This window comes from Streptomyces sp. NPDC000345 (assembly GCF_042898825.1).
Classification (GTDB): Bacteria; Actinomycetota; Actinomycetes; order Streptomycetales; family Streptomycetaceae; genus Streptomyces.
Genome location: NZ_JBIAZE010000002.1, coordinates 396,648 through 416,284, shown reverse-complemented (window position 1 = coordinate 416,284; position 19,637 = coordinate 396,648). Strand labels below are relative to the sequence as shown.

Sequence of the window (19,637 nt, the reverse complement as noted above, 5' to 3'; positions counted from 1 at the left end):
GGGGTTTTTCCGGGGGGGGGGGGGGGGGGGCCGGGGGGGGGGGGGTTGCGGGGGGGCCCGGGGGGGGGCGGGCGGGGGGGGGCGCGCGGGCCGGCCCCGGGACCCGTGCGCGCACGAAAGGCATTGGACAGGGGGCGCTGGCCAGAACTTTCGACGCAAGGGGTGCTGAGCTGCATGACGACAACCGACTACTCGACGTCCCTCCCCCACCGGGAGGTGACGGACCGCAACGGCCGCGTGTACCGGATCGGCGAGTCCGACATCGACATCATGGGCCGCGCACGCAAGTGGATGGTCGTCCTGCCTTGGGTGGGCATGATGGGCATCAGTTCCGCCGAATACGCGTTCACGTCGGCGGAGGACACGCTCCACGAGGCCCATCTGTGGAGCAGCGGACACATCTTCTGGCTGATGGGCGTCTGGGTGTTCTTCCAGGCGGCCGTGGCCTTCCCGGCCGGACAACTGCGGGAGAGCGGCAGGCTTCCCGCCCGTACGGCGATGCTGATCGGCGCGGTCGGGACCCTGCTGGGCTATCTCTCGCTGGCGTACGCGCCGAACGTGCTCGTCGCCTATCTCGGCTTCGGCATGTGCAGCGGGATCGGTGCCGGTCTGGTGTATGCGACCTGCATCAACATGGTCGGCAAGTGGTATCCGGAGCGCAAGGGAGGCAAGACCGGCTTCGTCAACGGCGGTTTCGCCTACGGCTCCGTGCCGTTCGTGTTCCTGTTCACCTCGTACATGGACCTGGGCAACTACCGGGGCGTCCTGGCGTCGGTGGGCGTCGGGCTGTGTCTGGTGGTGGCCACGGCCGGCTGGTTCTTCCGGGACCCGCCGAAGAACTGGTGGCCCGCGCACGTCGACCCGCTGAAGGTCACCGACGACCCGAAGATCCGCCGGGCGCTGGCGAAGAACCCGCCGGCGGCCAAGCAGTACACCCCGAAGGAGGCCGCGCGCACGCCCGTCCTGTGGATGATGTGGTTCTGTCTGCTGTGCACGGCCGGCATCAACATCTTCGGCATCGCCTTCCAGGTGCCGTTCGGCAAGGACATGGGCTTCGCGGGCGGGATCGTGGCCACGGCGATGTCCCTGAAGGCGATCGTCAACGGCACCGGCCGCGGTGTCATCGGCTGGATCTCCGACCGCTGCGGGCGCCGCAGCACCCTGATCATCGTGTGCCTCGTGCTCGGTACCGCGCAGTTCGGGGTGCTGGTCTCCGGCCAGATGGGCAGCATGCCGTTCTTCCTGTTCTGCTCGATGGTCTCCGGCTTCGGCGGCGGGGCGATCTTCCCGCTGTTCGCGGCCATGACGGCCGACTACTTCGGTGAGAACAACAACGCGAGCAACTACGGGATGGTCTACAGCTCGAAGCTGATCTCGGGGCTCGTCGGCTCCGGACTGGGCGCGGTGGTCGTCGACGCGTGGGACTACCGGGGCGCGTTCGTGCTCGCGGGTTCCATCGGGCTGGCCTCCGCGGTCCTGGCGCTCTTCCTGAAGTCCCCGGGCACGCCGAAGGCCCGGAGCATCGTCCCCAACCCGCAGCCCCTCGGTGAGGAGATGGCGTAGCCGATCGCACGGCCGCTGCGGCAGCCGGGGGCGTGCGCAGCGGGTTCGCGGGGGCGGAGGGGGACCCGCACCAGCGGCGCCACCGCCTGACGGCGCACAGGGGATCGGGGTCCGCCATGACCGGGGCGGACCCCGCCTTCCGTCACGCGCCCGGGCCGCAGCCTGCCGGGCGGCTTCGGCCGACCGCCGGTGGTGAAGCCGGCGGTCGGGGCGCGCCGGGGCCAGTGCCCCGAGAAGGATCAGGACTTGGCGCGGTCGTGGTACGAACGCCGGGTGTGCTCGGTGTGCTCGCGCATGAGGCGGGTGGCCAGCTGCTCGTCGTGATCGGCGATGGCGGTGATCAGGTCGCGGTGCTCGATCCAGGACTGGTGGCCGCGCTGCCGCGCCACGGGCGTGTAGTACCAGCGCACCCGGCGGTCGACCTGCGCCGCCAGCTCGGCGAGGACCGCGTTGCCGGCCAGCTCCATGATCTTGGCGTGGAAGCGGGCGTTGAGTACGACGGCGGCGTCCACGTCGTCCTTGGCCACGGCCAGCTGGCCCTGCGCCTGGATCTCGTCCAGGGCTTCGATGCCGGCCTGGTCCGCGTGCGCGGCGGCGAGCCGGGCAGCCTCGGCCTCCAACAGCGTACGGACGGTGAGGAGTTGGTCGGCCTCTTCCTCGGTCGGCTCGTGCACGAACGCGCCCTGGGCGGGCCTGAGGTCCACCCAGCCCTCGGTGTTGAGCCGCTGCAGCGCCTCGCGCACCGGCTGGCGGGAGACACCGAGATGGCTCGCCAGTTCGCTCTCGACCAGGTGCTGGCCGGGCTGGAGGGCGCGGGTGGTGATGAGTTCGAGCAGCGCCTCGTAGACACGGTCGCGCAGCGGGCCTGGCCGTTCGAGCTTGGGTACCGCACCCTGCGGCAGTCCTGTCGACAACATCGGTCGGATCCCCTCCTGGGCAGCGCCGGGCAGCGAGTGCAGCCGGAAAGCCACGTATGCGAAAGACGTCTCGGGGTCGGCTGTCCACCGTGTACTGCGTACTGTCTACAGCCGAGTATCGATTGTCTTTCGTCTACAGTCTACGGCGCACTGTAGCCAGTCCACGGTCCCGTCGGACGCGTCACATCACCGGAGGCCCGACCGGGAGCACGCCGCTCACGGGCAGCGTACGACCTGCCCCGCGTACGAGAGGTTGCCGCCGAAGCCGAACAGCAGCACCGGGTCCCCCGTGGAGATCGCGCCCTGCTCGACGAGCTTGGAGAAGGCGAGCGGGATGCTGGCGGCGGAGGTGTTCCCCGAAGCGGTGACATCGCGGGCGACCACCGCGTTGACGGCGCCGATCTTCTGCGCGAGGGGCTCGATGATCCGCAGGTTCGCCTGGTGCAGGACGACGGCGGCCAGGTCCTCGGGGACGAGACCGGCCCGCTCGCAGGCCTGCCGGGCGAGCGGCGGCAGCCGGGTGGTGGCCCACCGGTAGACGCTCTGGCCCTCCTGCGCGAACCGCGCCGGCTGACCCTCGATGCGTACCGCGTGCCCCATCTCGGGCACGGATCCCCACAGCACGGGCGCGATACCGGGCTCCTCCGCGGCCTCGACGACCGCGGCGCCCGCCCCGTCGCCGACGAGCACGCACGTCGTGCGGTCGGACCAGTCCGTCACCTCGGACATCTTGTCCGCCCCGATGACCAGCGCACGGGTCGCGGCACCGGCGCGGACGGTGTGGTCGGCGGTGGCCAGGGCGTGGGTGAAGCCGGCGCACACGACGTTGACGTCCATGGCGGCCGGGCTCGGAACGCCGAGGCGGGCGGCGACCCTGGCGGCCATGTTGGGCGAGCGGTCGACCGCGGTGGAGGTCGCGACCAGCACGAGGTCGATGTCGGAGGGGGCGAGTCCGGCCGCCGCGAGCGCCTTGGCGGCGGCGTGCGCGGCCAGCTCGTCCACGGGCTCGTCGGGGCCGGCGATGTGGCGGGTCCGGATGCCCACCCGGCTCCTGATCCACTCGTCACTGGTGTCGACCATGCCCGCCAGGTCCTCGTTGGTGAGCACCCTGGCGGGCTGGTAGTGGCCGACGGCGGCGATGCGCGAGCCGTTCATTGGGGGGTCCCCCTCGTTGCCGTGGGTAGCGGGATCCACCAGTCTGATCAGTGACTCACGGGTACGGGGACAGGTGTTGCGACAGGAAACGGACGCCGGGGTTGTCGGCTTCCCTCTAGCCCTCGGACGCCCGAACAGTTTCCGAACGCCTGGCCGTGAGCAGCGCGAACGGCTAGCCGGTGAACAGCTTCGTCGCCTTCTGCACCAGCTCGTACAGTCCGTAGGCGAGCGGCGCGCCCACCCACAGCCAGGCGAACGCGATCAGCGGCCTCCGGTCAGGCGGACTCGGGCTGCTGCCGGGCTGCGACATCGACGGCCTCCTTCGGGGCGGGGACGTGGTGGCGGGCGTGGACGGGGCGGACCAGCTCGTTGGCGACGAAGCCGACGGCGAGCAGCCCGATCATGATGAACAGGGAGAGGGAGTAGAGGTCCGAGCCGTGTCGGCCGGCCTCCTCCTGCCGGTCGGCGATCCAGTTCACGATCAGCGGGCCGAGTACGCCGGCCGTGGACCAGGCGGTGAGCAGCCGCCCGTGGATCGCGCCCACCTGGTGGGTTCCGAACAGGTCCTTCAGATAGGCGGGGATCGTGGCGAAGCCGCCGCCGTAGAAGGAGAGGATCACCAGGGCGCACAGGATGAACAGCGGCTTGGAGGAGTCGCCGAACAGGGCGATGAGGGCGTACATCAGCGCGCCGGCGCCCAGGTAGAGGCGGTAGATGTTCTTGCGGCCGATCAGGTCGGAGGTGGAGGACCAGCCGATGCGGCCCGCCATGTTGGCCGCGGACAGCAGGGCGACGAAGCCGGCGGCGGCCGTCACGGACACCGGTGTGGAGGTGCCGGCGAAGAAGTCCGTGATCATCGGAGCGGCCTTCTCCAGGATGCCGATGCCGGCGGTGACGTTCATGCACAGGACGACCCACAGACACCAGAACTGCGGGGTGCGCACCGCGGAACGCGCCGAGACCTGCACGCCCGTGACGGCGGCCGGCCCCGCCGCGGCCGCGGACCGCGCGGTGCGCGGCACGCGCACCAGCAGCACGCCGAGGGTCATGAAGACCGCGTACGCCGTCCCGTGGACGAGGAACGCGAGCGCGATCCCGGAGTGGTCCGCGCCGAAGGACTCCAGCATCTGCGCCGACCAGGGCGAGGCGATGAGCGCGCCGCCGCCGAAGCCCATGATGGCGATGCCGGTGGCCATGCCGGGCCGGTCCGGGAACCACTTGATCAGGGTGGAGACCGGCGAGATGTATCCGATGCCGAGGCCGATGCCGCCGACGAAGCCGTAGCCGAGGACGATCAGCCAGTACTGCTCGGCGGCGGCGCCGAGCGCAGAGATCAGGAAGCCGGAGGAGAAGCAGACCAGGGCGACCGTCATGGCCCAGCGCGGTCCGTTGCGCTCGACGAGCGTGCCGCCGAACGCGGCGGACAGGCCGAGCATGACGATGGCGAGCTGGAAGGGCAGCGCGCTCTGGGTGCCGCTGAGGCCGAGCGCCGACTCCAGCGGCGGCTTGAAGACGGACCAGGCGTAGGCCTGACCGATGGAGAGATGGACCGAGAGGGCGGCCGGGGGCACGAGCCAGCGGCTCCAGCCGGGCGGTGCGACAGGGGGGCTCATGAGTCCCGAACGGTAGGAAGGATCAAGGGTGTTGAGAAGGCGGCGCGTCGACCGTACGCGATGAACGGTATGCGGGATGCGCCGAACGGTCGGACCGGGCGGGCTCCCGGCTTCCCCGGCCTTCCCTGCGTCGATGGCGCTGCGCGACCCCTTGCCGCCCCCACCGCCATACTGTAGACAATATTCAGTCGACAGTGTTCGGCAGTTCCTCGGTACCCTCGACCGAACGGAGCTCCCTCACCATGAAAGTCGCAGTCCTCGGCGCCGGTGCGATCGGCGCCTACGTCGGTGCAGCGCTCCATCGCGCGGGCGCCGACGTGCACCTCGTCGCCCGTGGACCGCATCTGGCGGCCATGAGGCGGCACGGGGTGCGGGTGCACAGTCCGCGCGGCGACTTCACCGCCCGCGCCCACGCGACCGACGACCCGGCCGAGATCGGCCCGGTCGACTTCGTCTTCCTGGGCCTGAAGGCCCACTCGTACGCGGCGTGCGGGCCGCTGATCGAGCCGCTGCTGCACGACAGCACGGCGGTGATCGCCGCCCAGAACGGCATCCCCTGGTGGTACTTCCACCGGCACGGCGGCCCCTACGACGGCCATCGCGTCGAGAGCGTGGATCCCGGCGGCGCGGTCAGCGCGGTGCTCGCGCCCGAGCGGGCCGTCGGCTGCGTCGTGTACGCGGCGACCGAACTCCAGGCGCCGGGCGTCGTACGGCACTTGGAAGGAACGAGGTTCTCGGTCGGCGAGCCCGGCCGCGGCGTCTCGGCACGGTGCACGCGGTTCAGCGAGGCCATGACGGCGGGCGGCCTCAAGTGCCCGGTGGAACCGGACCTGCGCAACGACATCTGGCTCAAGCTGCTGGGCAACATCTCCTTCAACCCGATCAGTGCCCTGGCCCGCGCCACCATGCGGCAGATGTGTCTGCACGGCGGCACCCGCCAGGTCATCGAGACGATGATGCGCGAGACCCTGGCCGTGGCCGAGGCCCTCGGCTGCGAGGTGGGCGTCTCCGTCGAACGCCGCCTCGCCGGCGCGGAGCGGGTCGGCGACCACCGCACCTCGACGCTCCAGGACCTGGAGCGCGGCAAGCCGCTCGAACTCGACGTGCTCCTCGCGGCGGTCGTCGAACTGGCGGAGATCACCGGCGTGCCGGTGCCCACCCTGCGCACCGTGCACGCCATCTCGGACCTGCTCGCACTGAGGAGCGCCGCATGAGAAAACGGCAACCGAAGACCTACTCAAGGCTCACCCGTCCCCTGGTCCGCGACTCCCGCGACGAGCCCTTCCGGCAGGCGAGCTGGGAGGAGGCCCTCGACCGCGCGGCCCGGGGACTGTGGCGCAACCGGGAGGCGTTCGGCATGTTCTCCTGTGCCCGGGCCACCAACGAGACGAACTACGTGGCACAGAAGTTCGCCCGGGTCGTGATGGGCACCAACAACGTCGACTCCTGCAACCGCACCTGCCACGCCCCCAGCGTCGCGGGGCTGTCGGCGGCCTTCGGCTCGGGGGGCGGGACGTCGTCGTACGAGGAGATCGAGCACACCGACGTCATCGTGATGTGGGGCTCCAACGCCCGCTTCGCCCACCCGATCTTCTTCCAGCACGTGCTCAGGGGGATCAGGAACGGCGCCCGGATGTACGCGGTCGACCCGCGCCGCACCTCCACCGCCGCATGGGCGGAGAGCTGGCTGGGCCTCGACGTCGGCACCGACATCCCGATGGCGCACGCGATCGGCCGCGAGATCATCCGGGCGGGGCTGGCCAACGAGGCGTTCATCGAGCGGGCGACGTCCGGCTTCGAGGAGTACCGGGCGCTCGTCGAGCCCTGGACGCTGTCGCTGGCGGAGAAGGTGACGGGCGTACCGGCGTCCGCCATCAGGGAGTTGGCACATGCCTACGCCCGCGCCGAGCGCGCCCAGCTGTGCTGGACCCTCGGCATCACCGAGCACCACAACGGCACCGACAACGTGCGCGCGCTGATCAACCTGTCACTGCTGACCGGGCACGTCGGACGGTACGGCAGCGGACTGCAGCCGCTGCGCGGCCAGAACAACGTCCAGGGCGGCGGCGACATGGGCGCCATACCCAACCGCCTCCCCGGCTTCCAGGACATCCTCGACCCCGGGGCCCGGCTGAGGTTCGAGTCGGCGTGGGACACCGTCATCCGGCCGCACCACGGGATGAACCTGACGGAGATGTTCGAGGCGATGGAGGAGGGGTCGCTGCGGGCCGTCTACTGCATCGGCGAGAACCCTGCGCAGTCGGAGGCGGACAGCGAGCAGGCCGTACGGCGTCTGCGGCGGCTGGACTTCCTCGTCGTGCAGGACATCTTCCTCACGAAGACCGCGGAGCTGGCCGACGTCGTCCTGCCCGCGACCGCCGGCTGGGCGGAGACGGACGGCACGACCACCAACAGCGAACGGCGGGTTCAGCGGGTCCGCAGGGCGCTCACGCCGCCCGGCGAGGCACGCGAGGACATCGAGGTCATCTGCGACCTCGCGGCCCGCCTCGGCCACGACTGGAAGTACGCGGACGCCGAGGCCGTGTGGAACGAGCTCAGGTCGCTCTCCCCCGACCACCACGGCATGACCTACGAGCGCCTGGAGGAGCACCAGGGCATCCAGTGGCCCTGCCCGAGCACCGAGCGGCTCGAACCCTCCTATCTGCACGGCCGGTTGTGGGAGAGCGAGCCGGAACGCCGGGGAAGGAGGGCTCCGTTCGGGATCGTGCGGCACGATCCGCCGGTCGACCTGACCGACGAGGAGTACCCGATCCGGCTGACCACCGGCCGGCGCCTGGACTCGTACAACACCGGTGTGCAGAGCGGGGGTTTCGCCTCTCCGCTGCGGCGCGGCGAGTTCGTCGAGCTGTGCCCGGAGGACGCCGAACGGTACGGGGTCGTGGTCGGCGAGCAGGTGCGGGTCGCCTCACGGCGCGGGGCGGTCGTCGCGCCGGTGTGGATCGACACGGCGCTGCGGCCCGGGCTCGCGTTCATGACGATGCACTTTCCCGACGAGGTGGACACCAACCGGCTGACGATCGAGGCCAACTGCCCGATCGCGGGGACGGCGGAGTTCAAGGCGTCGGCGATCCGGATCGAGAAGCTCCCCGTCCCGACCCCTGTGAGGTGATGGCGTGGACCTGCACTTCGGCGACAGCGAGCCGACGGACGAGGAACGGGCGGCCGTCGACGCCCTGCTCGGTCCTCCCCGGTCGGCATGGGAGGGCGCCGACCGCACGGACACCGATCTGCGGTGGGCGCGCGGCGGACGTGAGGCCCGGGACCGCCGCGACCTGCTGCTGCCGGGGCTGCACGCGATCAACGACCGGGTCGGCTGGATCAGCCAGGGGGCCCTCGACCACCTGTGCCGGCGGCTGACCGTGCCGCCGGCGGAGGCCTACGGCGTCGCCACCTTCTACGCGATGTTCTCCGTCCGGCCGCGCCCGGCGACCGTGCTGCACCTGTGCACGGACCTCGCCTGCGCGGCCGCCGGCGCGGCGGACCTGTGCGCCGGAGCCGAAGCCCGGCTCGGCCCCGGCAGCGGAGTGTCCGTCGAGCGCGGTCCCTGCCTCGGGCTGTGCGAACGCGCCCCGGCCGCCCTCGCGATCAGGGCGGGTGACCCGGTGCGTACGGCGGTGTCGGCGCCGGCGACGGTCGAGGCGGCCGTACGCGCCGCGAGCGCGCCCGACTCCGCTGCCGAGGAGCCGCCGCCGGCGTCGGCGGTCCCGCAGGCCGGCGACCCCTCGCTGACCCTGCTGCGCCGCGTCGGCGTGGTCGACCCGGCGTCGCTGGACGAGTACCGGGCGCACGGCGGCTACACGGCCCTGCGCCGGGCGTTCGCGCTCGGCCCCGCCGGGGTGATCCGCGAGGTCGGCGACTCCGGCCTGGTCGGCCGGGGCGGCGCCGCCTTTCCCACGGGGCGCAAGTGGCAGGCCACGGCATCCCAGCCCGACCACCCGCACTACCTGGTGTGCAACGCCGACGAATCCGAGCCGGGCACCTTCAAGGACCGGGTGATCATGGAGGGCGACCCGTACGCGCTGGTGGAGGCGATGACGGTCGCGGCGTATGCGATCGGCGCGCACACCGGATACCTCTACCTGCGGGGCGAATACCCGCGGGCGGCACACCGTATGCAGTATGCAGTGGACCAGGCCCGGGCCCGTGGTCTGCTGGGCGACGACGTCCTCGGCCAGGGCTACGCCTTCGACATCGAGATCCGCAGGGGCGCGGGCGCGTACATCTGCGGCGAGGAGACCGCCCTGTTCAACTCGATCGAGGGCCACCGGGGCGAGCCGCGCTCGAAGCCGCCGTTCCCCGTGGAGAAGGGCCTGTTCGGCAAGCCGACGGTCGAGAACAACGTCGAGACCCTCGTCAACGTCCTGCCGGTGCTGACCATGGGCGCACCGGCGTACGCGGCCGTCGGCACGGAGAGGTCGACCGGCCCCAAGCTGTACTGCGTGTCGGGCAGCGTCGAACGCCCCGGCGTGTACGAGCTTCCCTTCGGTGTGACGCTGGGCGAGCTGCTGGAGCGGGCGGGGGTGCGGCCGGGTCTGCGGGCCGTGCTGCTCGGCGGCGCGGCCGGCGGCTTCGTCCGAGCCGACGAACTCGACGTCCCGCTCACCTTCGAGGGCACCCGCGAGGCGGGCACGACCCTCGGTTCGGGTGTCGTCATGGCGTTCGACGACACGGTGCCGCTGCCCCGTCTGCTGCTGCGCATCGCCGAGTTCTTCCGCGACGAGTCCTGCGGGCAGTGCGTGCCGTGCCGGGTGGGGACCGTGCGCCAGGAGGAGGCGCTGCGCCGGCTCGCCGAGCGTACGGGTGCGGCGGCGGCCGACGACATCGCCCTGCTCAGAGAGGTCGGCCGCGCCATGCGGGACGCCTCGATCTGCGGTCTGGGGCAGACCGCGTGGAACGCCGTGGAATCCGCCATCGACCGTCTGGGGGCGTACGAATGACCGTGACACCGCTGGGGATCCCGCGCCGGCTGCTGGAGTTCACGATCGACGGGGAGCGGGCCCGGGTTCCCGAGGGGTCGACCGTCCTCGACGCGTGCCGGGCGGCCGGGAAGGACATCCCGGTGCTCTGCCAGGGCGACACCCTGCGGCCGCGGAACGCCTGCCGGGTGTGCGTGGTCGAGGTGGAGGGGGCGCGCACCCTCGTCCCCGCCTGCTCCCGCAGGGCCGAGCCGGGGATGGTGGTGCGCACCGACACGGAACGCGCCCGGCACAGCCGCAAGATCGTCCTGGAGCTGCTCGCGTCCTCGGTCGACCTGTCCACGACACCGCTGGTCGCGGACTGGATCAAGGAGTACGAGGCGAAGCCGGAGCGCTTCGGCCCGGACGCCGCCCGGCTCGACGAGGAACCGAGGGTCGACAACGATCTCTACGTCCGCGACTACGACAAGTGCGTCCTGTGCTACAAGTGCGTCGACGCCTGCGGTGACCAGTGGCAGAACACCTTCGCGATCTCCGTGACGGGCCGCGGTTTCGACGCCCGGATCGCGGTGGAGCACGACGCCCCGCTGACCGACTCCGCGTGCGTGTACTGCGGGAACTGCGTCGAGGTGTGCCCGACGGGGGCGCTGTCGTTCCGGTCCGAGTTCGACCGGCGGGAGGCGGGCACCTGGGACGAGCAGGCGCAGACGCGGACGACGACGGTGTGCGCGTACTGCGGCGTGGGCTGCAACCTCACCCTCCACGTGCAGGACAATGAGATCGTGAAGGTCACCTCACCGCACGACAACCCGGTGACCCACGGCAATCTCTGCATCAAGGGCCGCTTCGGCTACCAGCACGTACAGAACCGGGGCTGATCACCACATGGGACGAGTCACCGAACGACGCAAGGTGCTCCGCATACGCGACGGAGCGGTCTCCACCCGGCCGGACACCCTCGTCGCCGAGGAGCCGATGGAGATCCGGCTCAACGGCAAGCCGCTCGCCATCACCATGCGCACGCCCGGTGACGACTTCGCGCTGGCCGCCGGCTTCCTGGTGAGCGAAGGCGTCCTGGCCGCCGTGTCCGATCTGCAGAACATCGTCTACTGCGCGGGCGCGACCGCCGACGGCACCAACACCTACAACGTGGTGGACGTGAAGACGGCCCCCGGTGTGACGGTCCCCGACATCACCCTCGAGCGGAACGTGTACACCAGCTCCTCGTGCGGTCTGTGCGGCAAGGCGAGCCTGGACGCGGTCCGTACGACGGCCCGCTGGCCCATCGCCGACACTCCCCCGGTCCGTGTCGGGCCCGAGCTGCTCGCGAGCCTCCCCGACCGGCTGCGCGCGGCCCAGCGGGTCTTCGACCGGACCGGCGGTCTGCACGCGGCGGCGCTGTTCTCCGAGGACGGCGGGCTGCTGGACGTACGGGAGGACGTGGGCCGGCACAACGCGGTGGACAAGCTGGTCGGCCGCGCCCTGCAGAACGGCGACCTGCCGCTGTCGCGCACGATCCTGCTGGTGTCGGGGCGGGCGTCGTTCGAGCTGGCACAGAAGGCCGTGATGGCGGGCATCCCGGTGCTCGCGGCGGTCTCGGCGCCCTCCTCGCTGGCCGTGGACCTGGCCGCGGAGTCGGGGCTGACCCTGGTGGGCTTCCTGCGGGGCGGCTCCATGAACGTGTACGCGGGTGAGGACCGCATCGCCCTGCGGACCGCGGCCGCCCGGGGGTGACCCGGTTCCCCGCGGCACGGCGGCGGGGCCCCGGCCGGCGGGGAGCGCCCCCTGCGCCGCGGGGGCCCCGCCTCAGTCCGCCGCCAGGCGCACCCGCGCCGCCCGCACGACGGTTCCCAGCCGCGGGAAGTCCAGTTTCACCGACGCCTCGTGCTCGGCCCGGGTGAGCGCGGCCATGGCGTCCTCGACGAAGACGAGGTCGTAGCCGAGGTCGGCGGCGGCGCGGGCGGTGGACTCGACGCCGAGGTTGGTGGCGATGCCGCCGAGGACGACGGTGGTCACCCCGTGCGCGCGCAGCCGCTCGTCCAGGCCGGTGCCCTGGAAGGCGCCGATGGTCCGCTTCACGATCTCGACGTCGCCGTCCCGGAGCAGTCCGTGGACGAGTGCGCTGCCAGGCGGCTGTTCGGCGACGCCGGGGCGTTCGACGCGAACGAGGACGACGAGGGCGCCGGCCGCGCGGAAGGCGTCCGCCAACTCCTCGGCGGCGGACAGCACTTCGGTGCCCTTGCGGGGTTCCAGGGGCAGGGCGACGATCCGGTCCATCAGGTCGACGAGGACGAGGGCGGTGCGGGCGGGGGCGAGCACGAGGGGTGCGGTCATGACGGAACGTTATCCGCCGTGAGCGTTCCGTACCGGACATCCGGATCAACGGGCCGTGGCGCCGGTCGCGTTCGGCGGTGTCTCACACCGCCGCCGACTCCCGTTGCGTGGTGTCTCCCCGCGACGCCTCCAGCGGATCCCGCGCCCGCCGCTTGGCGATCACCGCGCACACCATGAGCTGCATCTGGTGGAAGAGCATCAGGGGCAGCACGGCGAGGGAGGCGTGCGCGCCGAACAGGACGCTCGCCATGGGCAGTCCGGAGGCGAGGGACTTCTTGGAGCCCGCGAACTGGAGGGCGATCCGGTCCTCCCGGTCGAACCGCAGGGCCTTGCCGCCGTACCAGGTCAGGGTCAGCATCACCGCGAGGAGCAGGGCCTCGACGACGAGCAGTCCGCCGAGCCGTACGGCGCTGACCTGGTGCCAGATGCCCTGGACCATGCCCTCGCTGAACGCGGTGTAGACGACGAGGAGGATCGAGCCGCGGTCGACCAGCCCCAGCACCTTCTTGTGCCGGGTGACGAACCCGCCGATCCAGCGGCGCAGCACCTGCCCGGCGGTGAACGGCACCAGCAGCTGCAGCACGATCTCCACGAGGGAGTCGGCCGAGAAGCCACCTCCGCTGCTGCCCAGCAGGGCTGCCGCCAGCAGCGGGGTGACGACGATGCCCACCAGGGAGGAGAAGGAGCCCGCGCAGATCGCGGCGGGAACGTTCCCGCGGGCGATCGACGTGAAGGCGATCGACGACTGGATGGTCGACGGCACGAGGGTGAGGAAGAGCAGCCCCTGGTAGAGCGGCTGGGTGAGGAACACCGGAACGAACCCGCGGGCGGCCAGGCCGAGCAGCGGGAAGATCACGAAGGTGCAGACGAGGACGGTGGTGTGGAGCCGCCAGTGCCGCAGTCCGTCCAGTGCCTCCCGGCTGGAGAGGCGGGCGCCGTAGAGGAAGAAGAGGAAGGCGATCGCCGCAGTGGAGGCGCCGGAGGCCACATCCGCGGCGGTGTCGCGGGCCGGGAACAGTGCCGCGAGCCCGACCGTCCCGAGCAACAGCAGGATGTAGGGGTCGACCGGCATCCGGCTCGGCCACTGCAGGCGTTTCACGGTGCTCCACGTGCGTTCGACGGACTTGCCTCGAGGCCCGGAGGGGCCCCCTCCATCGTCCTCCTCGGATCCGTGATCGGGAATCCGTCATACCGTTCTGACTGTGATCGCGGTATGCGATGACCAGTAGGGTGTCGACTGTGTACGACCCCTCCCATCTGCGTACCTTCCTCGCGGTCGCCCAGACGCTGAGTTTCACGCAGGCCGCGCGCCGGCTCGGGCTGCGCCAGTCCACGGTCAGCCAGCACGTCCGGCGGCTGGAGGACGCCACCGGCCGGACCCTGTTCACCCGGGACACGCACTCCGTGGAACTCACGGAGGACGGCGAGGCGATGCTCGGCTTCGCGCGCCGGATCCTGGAGGTGCACGAGCAGGCAACCGCTTTCTTCACCGGCACCAGGCTGCGCGGCAGGCTGCGCTTCGGCGCCTCCGAGGACTTCGTCCTGACCCGGCTGCCGGAGATTTTGGAGGGCTTCCGGTACGACCACCCCGAGGTCGACCTGGAGCTGACAGTGGAACTGTCGGGCACGCTGCACGAGCAACTGGCCGCCGGCAAGCTCGACCTGGTGCTCGCCAAGCGGCGCCCCGAGGACCCGCGCGGCGAACTGGTCTGGCACGACGAACTGGTGTGGATCGGCGCCGAACGCCTGCGCCTCGACCCCGGGCGTCCGGTGCCGCTGATCGTCTTCCCGCCACCGGGCATCACCCGGGCACTCGCCCTGGAGGCGCTGGAACGGCAGGGGCGCGCGTGGCGGATCGTGTGCACGAGCGGCAGCCTCAACGGGCTGATCGCGGCGGCCCGGGCCGGCCTCGGCGTGATGGCGCACTCGCGGGGCCTGATCCCGCCGGGCCTGGTCCGCGTCCCGGATCGGGCGGGACTGCCGGAACCGGGCCGGGTGGACTTCGTCCTGGTGCACGGTCGGCGGCGCGCCTCCGCGCAGGGCGCGGCGGACGCGCTGGCGGCGGCGATCCTGGCGGGCGGGGACCGCCTGCAACGCCGTCCGGCGGCGGGGCACGGACACCGGGGCGGGTCGCGGGGCGACGGGGAGAACTGAGCCGGCCGTAGAACGCGTACGCCACACCGCATATCGCATATCGCATACCGGACCCCCTCCCCCCTCTCGCCGCCCACCCCGCTACCGGCGCTGCTACGCCGACCGGCGTTCGTGGGGGTGATGGTGGGGGCGCCGGCCTTCGACGGGGTGGCGTTCGGGGTGACGCCGTACGTGTCGATGCGGATGCAGACGCTGCTGGGGATGAGCCCGGTGCGCGGGGGGCTGACGCTGCTGCGGCACCGCACTGACGTCCCGGATGGCGGACGGCCTGACGCGCGGGGCGGCGCACACGCCGGCGGCGGGGGTGCGGCGGCCCTCCGCGGTGTCGTGCCCGAGCACGGCCTGCGTGCCGCGCGCGCCGCCGGACTCGACACGGCGCTGGTGACGGCGGGCCGCGCGTGACCGGCCGCCGGCGGCCTGGTGCTCGCCCTGGTGCGGGCGCCGCGCGCGACCCCCGACGGAGTAACGGAATCAGTGGTTCCGTCGCTGACCGAGGAGAAGGCGGCGCGCCGTCCGTGATCTCGTGGGGAGGGGCGGGCGGCGTAAGCGGGGCGGGCAGATTCGGTGGAGATTACGGCACCGAAACTTACTCTTCCGTCAGTTTTCTGTCCGACCCTTCCCCATGTGAGCCCATTTTCCAGCACTGACCAGCGCAGACGAGAGCATCGCTCGCTTTCCGTCCCCCTCCCGTCCGGTCCGGGGGTGGGGTAGCTTTCGGCGCTGTGCGGCCATGAGAAGCGGGGTGCGGGGTTTGCGAGAGTTCACCAACCCTCCGTTGGCGTTGGCACCGCCGGTCGGCGGTCTGGCCGACGTCGTCTTCCGGCACGCCCAGGAGGACCCGCTGCATGTGGCGCTCGGCCGCAAGGACGAGCACGGCGACTGGCGGGACGTGACCGCCGCCGAGTTCCGTGACGAGGTGCTGGCGCTCGCCAAGGGCCTTCTGGCCCGGGGCGTCCGCTTCGGCGACCGGGTCGCGATCATGTCCCGCACCCGCTACGAGTGGACCCTGTTCGACTTCGCGCTGTGGACGATCGGCGCGCAGGTGGTGCCGGTCTATCCGACGTCGTCGGCCGAGCAGTGCTTCTGGATGCTGTACGACGCGGAGTGCACGGCGGCGGTCGTGGAGCACGAGGACCACGCGATGACGATCGCCACCGTCATCGACCGGCTGCCTCGGCTGCGTCAGCTGTGGCAGCTGGACGAGGGCTGTGTGCAGGAGCTGTACGACGCCGGCGCCCCGGTCGAGGACGAGGTGGTGCACCGGCACCGCGAGGCGGTCACCCCCGACTCGGTCGCCACGATCATCTACACGTCGGGCACCACGGGCCGTCCCAAGGGCTGTGTGATCTCGCACGGCAACTTCATGTTCGAGGCGGACACGGTCATCGAACGCTGGGAGCCGGTGTTCCACTCCCGCAAGGGCGACGAGGCGGCCACCCTGCTCTTCCTGCCGCTCGCGCATGTCTTCGGACGGATGGTGCAGATCGCCGCGATCCGCGGCAGGGTCCGCTTCGGCCACCAGCCCCAGCTGCACGCGGCCGCTCTGCTGCCGGATCTCGCCGCGTTCCGGCCGACGTTCTTCCTGGCGGTCCCGTACATCTTCGAGAAGGTGTTCAACGCGGCCCGCCGCAGGGCCGAGCGGGAGGGCAGGTCCGGCCCGTTCGAGAAGGCGATCGAGGTCGCCGTGGCCTACGCGGAGGCGGTGGAGGCGAAGGCGTGGGGGACCGGGCCCGGGCCGTCGGCGGGACTGCGGATGCAGCACCAGTTCTTCGACAAGGTCGTCTACGCGAAGCTGCGGGCGGCGATGGGCGGCCGGGTGCGGCACGCGATGTCGGGCGGCTCGGCGATGGACCGCCGGCTGGGGCTGTTCTTCGCGGGCGCCGGCATACAGATCTACGAGGGCTACGGGCTGACCGAGTCGACGGCCGCCGCGACCGCCAACCCGCCCGGCCGCACCCGCTACGGCACCGTCGGCCGGCCCATACCCGGGCTGACCGTGCACATCGCGGACGACGGCGAGATCTGGCTGCGCGGCGACAACGTCTTCCAGGGATACCTCAACAATCCCAAGGCCACCGACGAGACCCTGCACGACGGCTGGCTGGCCACCGGTGACCTGGGGACCCTCGACGAGGACGGGTACCTCACCATCACCGGCCGCAAGAAGGAGATCCTGGTGACCTCCGGCGGCAAGAGCGTCTCGCCGGGGCCGCTGGAGGAGCGGGTGCGCGACCATCCCCTGGTCAGCCAGTGCATCGTCGTCGGCAACGACCGGCCGTTCGTCGCCGCCCTGATCACCCTCGACCAGGAGGCCGTCGAGCACTGGCTGCAGATGCGCGCCAAGCCGCAGCTGACCCCCGCCCAGCTGGTGCGCGACCCGGACCTGGAGGCGGAGGTGCGCCGGGCCGTCGTCGCCGCGAACACCCTGGTCTCGCAGGCCGAGTCCATCCGCACCTTCCGCATCCTGGCCCAGCCGTTCACCGAGGAGCACGGGCTGCTCACCCCGTCGCTGAAACTGAAGCGCAAGGCGATCGAGAACGCGTACGCCAACGAGGTCGACGCGCTGTACCGGACGTAGGTCCCGCACGCCGCTTGGGAGGCTTCGCGGGCTCCGGGGCACGAATTCGCGGTCAGGAATGCATGACGGCCCGTGATCGTTGAGGATGTTAAGACCACTCTGACGGACAACCGAAGGATCGAGAGCTAGTGAGCAGCAAGGTCCCCCCGATCATCCTCAACAACGGCGTCGAGATGCCCCAGCTGGGCTTCGGTGTCTGGCAGGTGCCGGACGACGAGGCCGAGCGGGCGGTCTCCACCGCGCTGGAGGCCGGGTACCGCAGCATCGACACAGCGGCGATCTACGGCAACGAAGAGGGCACCGGCAAGGCCCTCACCACCTCCGGCGTGCCCCGCGAGGAGCTCTTCGTCACGACCAAGCTCTGGAATTCCGACCAGGGGTACGACGCGACGCTGCGCGCGTTCGACACCTCCCTGGCGAAGCTGGGCCTGGACTACGTCGACCTGTATCTCATCCACTGGCCGCTGCCGGCCCGGAAGACGTACGTCGACACGTACAAGGCGTTCGAGAAGCTGTACGCCGACGGCCGGGTCAAGGCGATCGGCGTCTCCAACTTCCTGCCGGAGCATCTGGAGCGGCTGATCGAGCAGACGTCGGTCATCCCCGCGGTCAACCAGATCGAGCTGCACCCGCATCTGCAGCAGCACGCCGCCCGCGAGTTCCACGCGGAGCAGGGCATCGCCACCGAGGCCTGGTCGCCGCTGGGCCAGGGCAAGGGCCTTCTGGAGGTCCCGGCGATCGTGGCCATCGCCCAGAAGCACAACCGCACCCCGGCCCAGGTCGTGCTGCGCTGGCACCTCCAGCTCGGCAACGTGGTGATCCCGAAGTCCGTCACGCCTTCGCGGATCGCGGAGAACATCGACGTGTTCGACTTCAGCCTGGACGCCGAGGACCTGGCGGCGATCAGCGCGCTCAACGAGGACCGGCGCATCGGCCCGGACCCGGCGACGTTCGACATGGGCTGAGCCCGGAACCTCCGCCGCCCACACGGGCGGGGAGGCGGGCTGACGCCCGTGCGCGTCGGGAGAGGGCGTGACCGCCGGTCACGCCCTCTCCTCATACCCGGCCGCGCCGACGGCGCCCGCGGGACGCCGGCCCACCCGGAAACGCCTCCCGCCGGTGCACCGGCGGGGCCGGGAACGAGGCCGCCCGTCCGGACCGGCCCGCGGTCCGGACGGGCGAGACGGTGCGATGTCGACCGCGTGGCCCGCCCGCGCGGGCCGGTCACACGGGCCGGTGATGTGGACCCAGCCCGGTGGGCACGGTCAGGCAGGACGCTCGCAGGGCCGGGTGTGGGCCGAGACCACGTGGACCAGTCGCGGGGAAGGGTCAGGTGGGGGGCGGACGGCTGTGCGGGGTGGTCAGGTCGGCTTGACCGCTGTGTGGACCGTGTGGGCCGCCAGTACGAAGACGTCCGGCCTGCGGTGGACGCCCGCCGGGTCGTCGGGGTCGAGGAGGCGGTCCAGTACGGCGCGGTCCTCGGGGTCCAGGGCGTCGCCGAAGACGTCGCGCAGCCGGGACAGGGACGTGGCGACGTAGGCGCGGGTCCGGTCGGAGGCGGGGGCCGGAAGATCGAGCAGGAAGCTGCGGGTGCGGGTGTGCTTCAGACCCGCGGAACCGAGCAGCGCCGACCAGTCCTCGGTCACCGCGACGGAACCCGGCAGGTCGGCCCGCATGCGCGCGAACCACTCCTCCTGCAGGGCGTCGATCCGCGCCTCCAGGCCGGGACGGCCGAGGCCGAGGTCGCGCGGCAGGAACCGGCTCGGCAGGCCGCCCTCCATGATCGCCAGGGTCCCGCCGGGCGCGAGCCGCTCCGCGAAGGCGGCGAGGGCGGCACGCTGGTCACCCAGGTGGTGCAGACTGCGGCCCGCCCACAGCAGATCGGCCGGGTAGTCCAACTCCTCGAGCACGCCGGGGAGATCACCGGCGAGGGTGCCGAAGCGGTCGGCGTACCCCAGCCGGGCGGCGCGCTGCCCGGCCCGGTCCAGGAGCGGCTCGGAGCCGTCGACCGCCAGCACGCGAGCGCCGGGGAAGGTCTCGGCGAACAGGCAGGCGACGACTCCGGGGCCGCTGCCCGCGTCGACGATCAGCCCCGGCTCGGTCACCTCCTTGCCGAGCCAGGCGAGGGCCCGCTCGTACAGGGGCATGAACAGTTCGGCCTGGGCTTCGAGGTGCGGGGCCAACTCCGCCCAGTCGATCTCCGTGCCGTGGCTGTGGCCGTGGCCGGTGCCGTGCTCGTGGTCGGGTCCGTGCTCTCGCCCGTGCTGCTGCTGGTGCGGGTGGTGCGCCATGGTGGTCAGCCTCTCGTCCGGTATGCCGTCAGCGTGCTCCGACGCACCGCAGGAAGGCCACTTCTGTTGCCGGGACGGCAAATACCGTTGCCGCC

The 19,637-nt window shown here is 71.7% G+C and carries 17 protein-coding genes; 10 read left to right on the top strand and 7 right to left on the bottom strand.

The genetic code is table 11. The features are described from left to right. The first annotated feature begins 174 nt into the window (after window positions 1-174). Window positions 175-1,563 (top strand): OFA family MFS transporter, encoded by a 1,389-nt coding sequence (locus ACFY30_RS06350; protein ID WP_390843997.1) that lies wholly within the window; start codon window positions 175-177, stop codon window positions 1,561-1,563. Between the two features lie 239 nt (window positions 1,564-1,802). On the opposite strand, the gene ACFY30_RS06345 is transcribed toward ACFY30_RS06350, so the two are convergent. The 4 genes from ACFY30_RS06345 to ACFY30_RS06330 all read right to left on the bottom strand — a co-directional run bounded on the left by ACFY30_RS06345 (window position 1,803) and on the right by ACFY30_RS06330 (window position 5,248). Next, complete coding sequence (locus tag ACFY30_RS06345; RefSeq protein ID WP_390843996.1) at window positions 1,803-2,480, bottom strand: GntR family transcriptional regulator; 678 nt, start codon at window positions 2,478-2,480, stop codon at window positions 1,803-1,805. 216 nt (window positions 2,481-2,696) lie between these two features. Next, on the bottom strand, window positions 2,697-3,635 hold the full coding sequence (locus ACFY30_RS06340) for a beta-ketoacyl-ACP synthase III (protein ID WP_390843995.1): 939 nt from the start codon (window positions 3,633-3,635) through the stop codon (window positions 2,697-2,699). 172 nt (window positions 3,636-3,807) lie between these two features. Then, window positions 3,808-3,945: a hypothetical protein gene (locus tag ACFY30_RS06335; RefSeq protein WP_390658724.1), complete on the bottom strand. Its 138-nt coding sequence runs from the start codon at window positions 3,943-3,945 to the stop codon at window positions 3,808-3,810. Beyond that, the gene (locus tag ACFY30_RS06330) at window positions 3,911-5,248 is read right to left on the bottom strand and encodes an OFA family MFS transporter (protein WP_390843994.1); all 1,338 of its coding nucleotides are present in this window, start codon (window positions 5,246-5,248) and stop codon (window positions 3,911-3,913) included. Before ACFY30_RS06330 ends, ACFY30_RS06335 begins: the two co-directional genes overlap by 35 nt. Before the next feature lie 194 nt (window positions 5,249-5,442). On the opposite strand from ACFY30_RS06330, the gene ACFY30_RS06325 reads away from it, so the two are divergent. Genes ACFY30_RS06325 through fdhD form a run of 5 tightly spaced genes read left to right on the top strand, consistent with a single transcriptional unit; the run spans window position 5,443 to window position 11,919 of the window. Continuing rightward, entirely contained in the window at window positions 5,443-6,462 is a 1,020-nt protein-coding gene (locus tag ACFY30_RS06325; protein ID WP_390843993.1) for a 2-dehydropantoate 2-reductase, read from the top strand. Further along, entirely contained in the window at window positions 6,459-8,378 is a 1,920-nt protein-coding gene (locus tag ACFY30_RS06320) for a molybdopterin oxidoreductase family protein (protein WP_390843992.1), read from the top strand. The genes ACFY30_RS06325 and ACFY30_RS06320 overlap by 4 nt, the downstream gene beginning before the upstream one ends. Before the next feature lie 4 nt (window positions 8,379-8,382). Further along, window positions 8,383-10,206: an NADH-ubiquinone oxidoreductase-F iron-sulfur binding region domain-containing protein gene (locus tag ACFY30_RS06315; protein WP_390843991.1), complete on the top strand. Its 1,824-nt coding sequence runs from the start codon at window positions 8,383-8,385 to the stop codon at window positions 10,204-10,206. Then, window positions 10,203-11,063 (top strand): 2Fe-2S iron-sulfur cluster-binding protein, encoded by an 861-nt coding sequence (locus tag ACFY30_RS06310; RefSeq protein WP_390843990.1) that lies wholly within the window; start codon window positions 10,203-10,205, stop codon window positions 11,061-11,063. Before ACFY30_RS06315 ends, ACFY30_RS06310 begins: the two co-directional genes overlap by 4 nt. Before the next feature lie 7 nt (window positions 11,064-11,070). Further along, on the top strand, window positions 11,071-11,919 hold the full coding sequence (fdhD, locus tag ACFY30_RS06305; RefSeq protein WP_390843989.1) for a formate dehydrogenase accessory sulfurtransferase FdhD: 849 nt from the start codon (window positions 11,071-11,073) through the stop codon (window positions 11,917-11,919). 72 nt (window positions 11,920-11,991) lie between these two features. Here the strand turns inward: fdhD and ACFY30_RS06300 are convergent, their stop codons facing one another. Both ACFY30_RS06300 and ACFY30_RS06295 read right to left on the bottom strand, forming a co-directional pair. Beyond that, window positions 11,992-12,519 (bottom strand): isochorismatase family protein, encoded by a 528-nt coding sequence (locus ACFY30_RS06300; RefSeq protein WP_390843988.1) that lies wholly within the window; start codon window positions 12,517-12,519, stop codon window positions 11,992-11,994. A gap of 82 nt (window positions 12,520-12,601) precedes the next feature. Then, complete coding sequence (locus ACFY30_RS06295; RefSeq protein ID WP_390843987.1) at window positions 12,602-13,618, bottom strand: bile acid:sodium symporter family protein; 1,017 nt, start codon at window positions 13,616-13,618, stop codon at window positions 12,602-12,604. Window positions 13,619-13,758: 140 nt separating this feature from the next. Between ACFY30_RS06295 and ACFY30_RS06290 the strand changes: the two genes are divergently transcribed. The 4 genes from ACFY30_RS06290 to ACFY30_RS06275 all read left to right on the top strand — a co-directional run bounded on the left by ACFY30_RS06290 (window position 13,759) and on the right by ACFY30_RS06275 (window position 18,216). Beyond that, a complete protein-coding gene (locus ACFY30_RS06290) occupies window positions 13,759-14,673 on the top strand; it encodes a LysR substrate-binding domain-containing protein (RefSeq protein WP_390843986.1) in 915 nt (304 codons plus the stop codon). A gap of 120 nt (window positions 14,674-14,793) precedes the next feature. Then, complete coding sequence (locus tag ACFY30_RS06285) at window positions 14,794-15,075, top strand: hypothetical protein (RefSeq protein WP_390843985.1); 282 nt, start codon at window positions 14,794-14,796, stop codon at window positions 15,073-15,075. A gap of 349 nt (window positions 15,076-15,424) precedes the next feature. Next, window positions 15,425-17,251, top strand: coding sequence for an AMP-dependent synthetase/ligase (locus ACFY30_RS06280; RefSeq protein ID WP_390843984.1), 1,827 nt, complete (start codon window positions 15,425-15,427; stop codon window positions 17,249-17,251). A gap of 128 nt (window positions 17,252-17,379) precedes the next feature. Further along, a complete protein-coding gene (locus tag ACFY30_RS06275; protein ID WP_390843983.1) occupies window positions 17,380-18,216 on the top strand; it encodes an aldo/keto reductase in 837 nt (278 codons plus the stop codon). A 396-nt stretch (window positions 18,217-18,612) separates the two neighbouring features. On the opposite strand, the gene ACFY30_RS06270 is transcribed toward ACFY30_RS06275, so the two are convergent. Beyond that, the gene (locus ACFY30_RS06270) at window positions 18,613-19,542 is read right to left on the bottom strand and encodes a class I SAM-dependent methyltransferase (protein ID WP_390843982.1); all 930 of its coding nucleotides are present in this window, start codon (window positions 19,540-19,542) and stop codon (window positions 18,613-18,615) included. Between the last annotated feature and the right edge of the window lie 95 nt (window positions 19,543-19,637).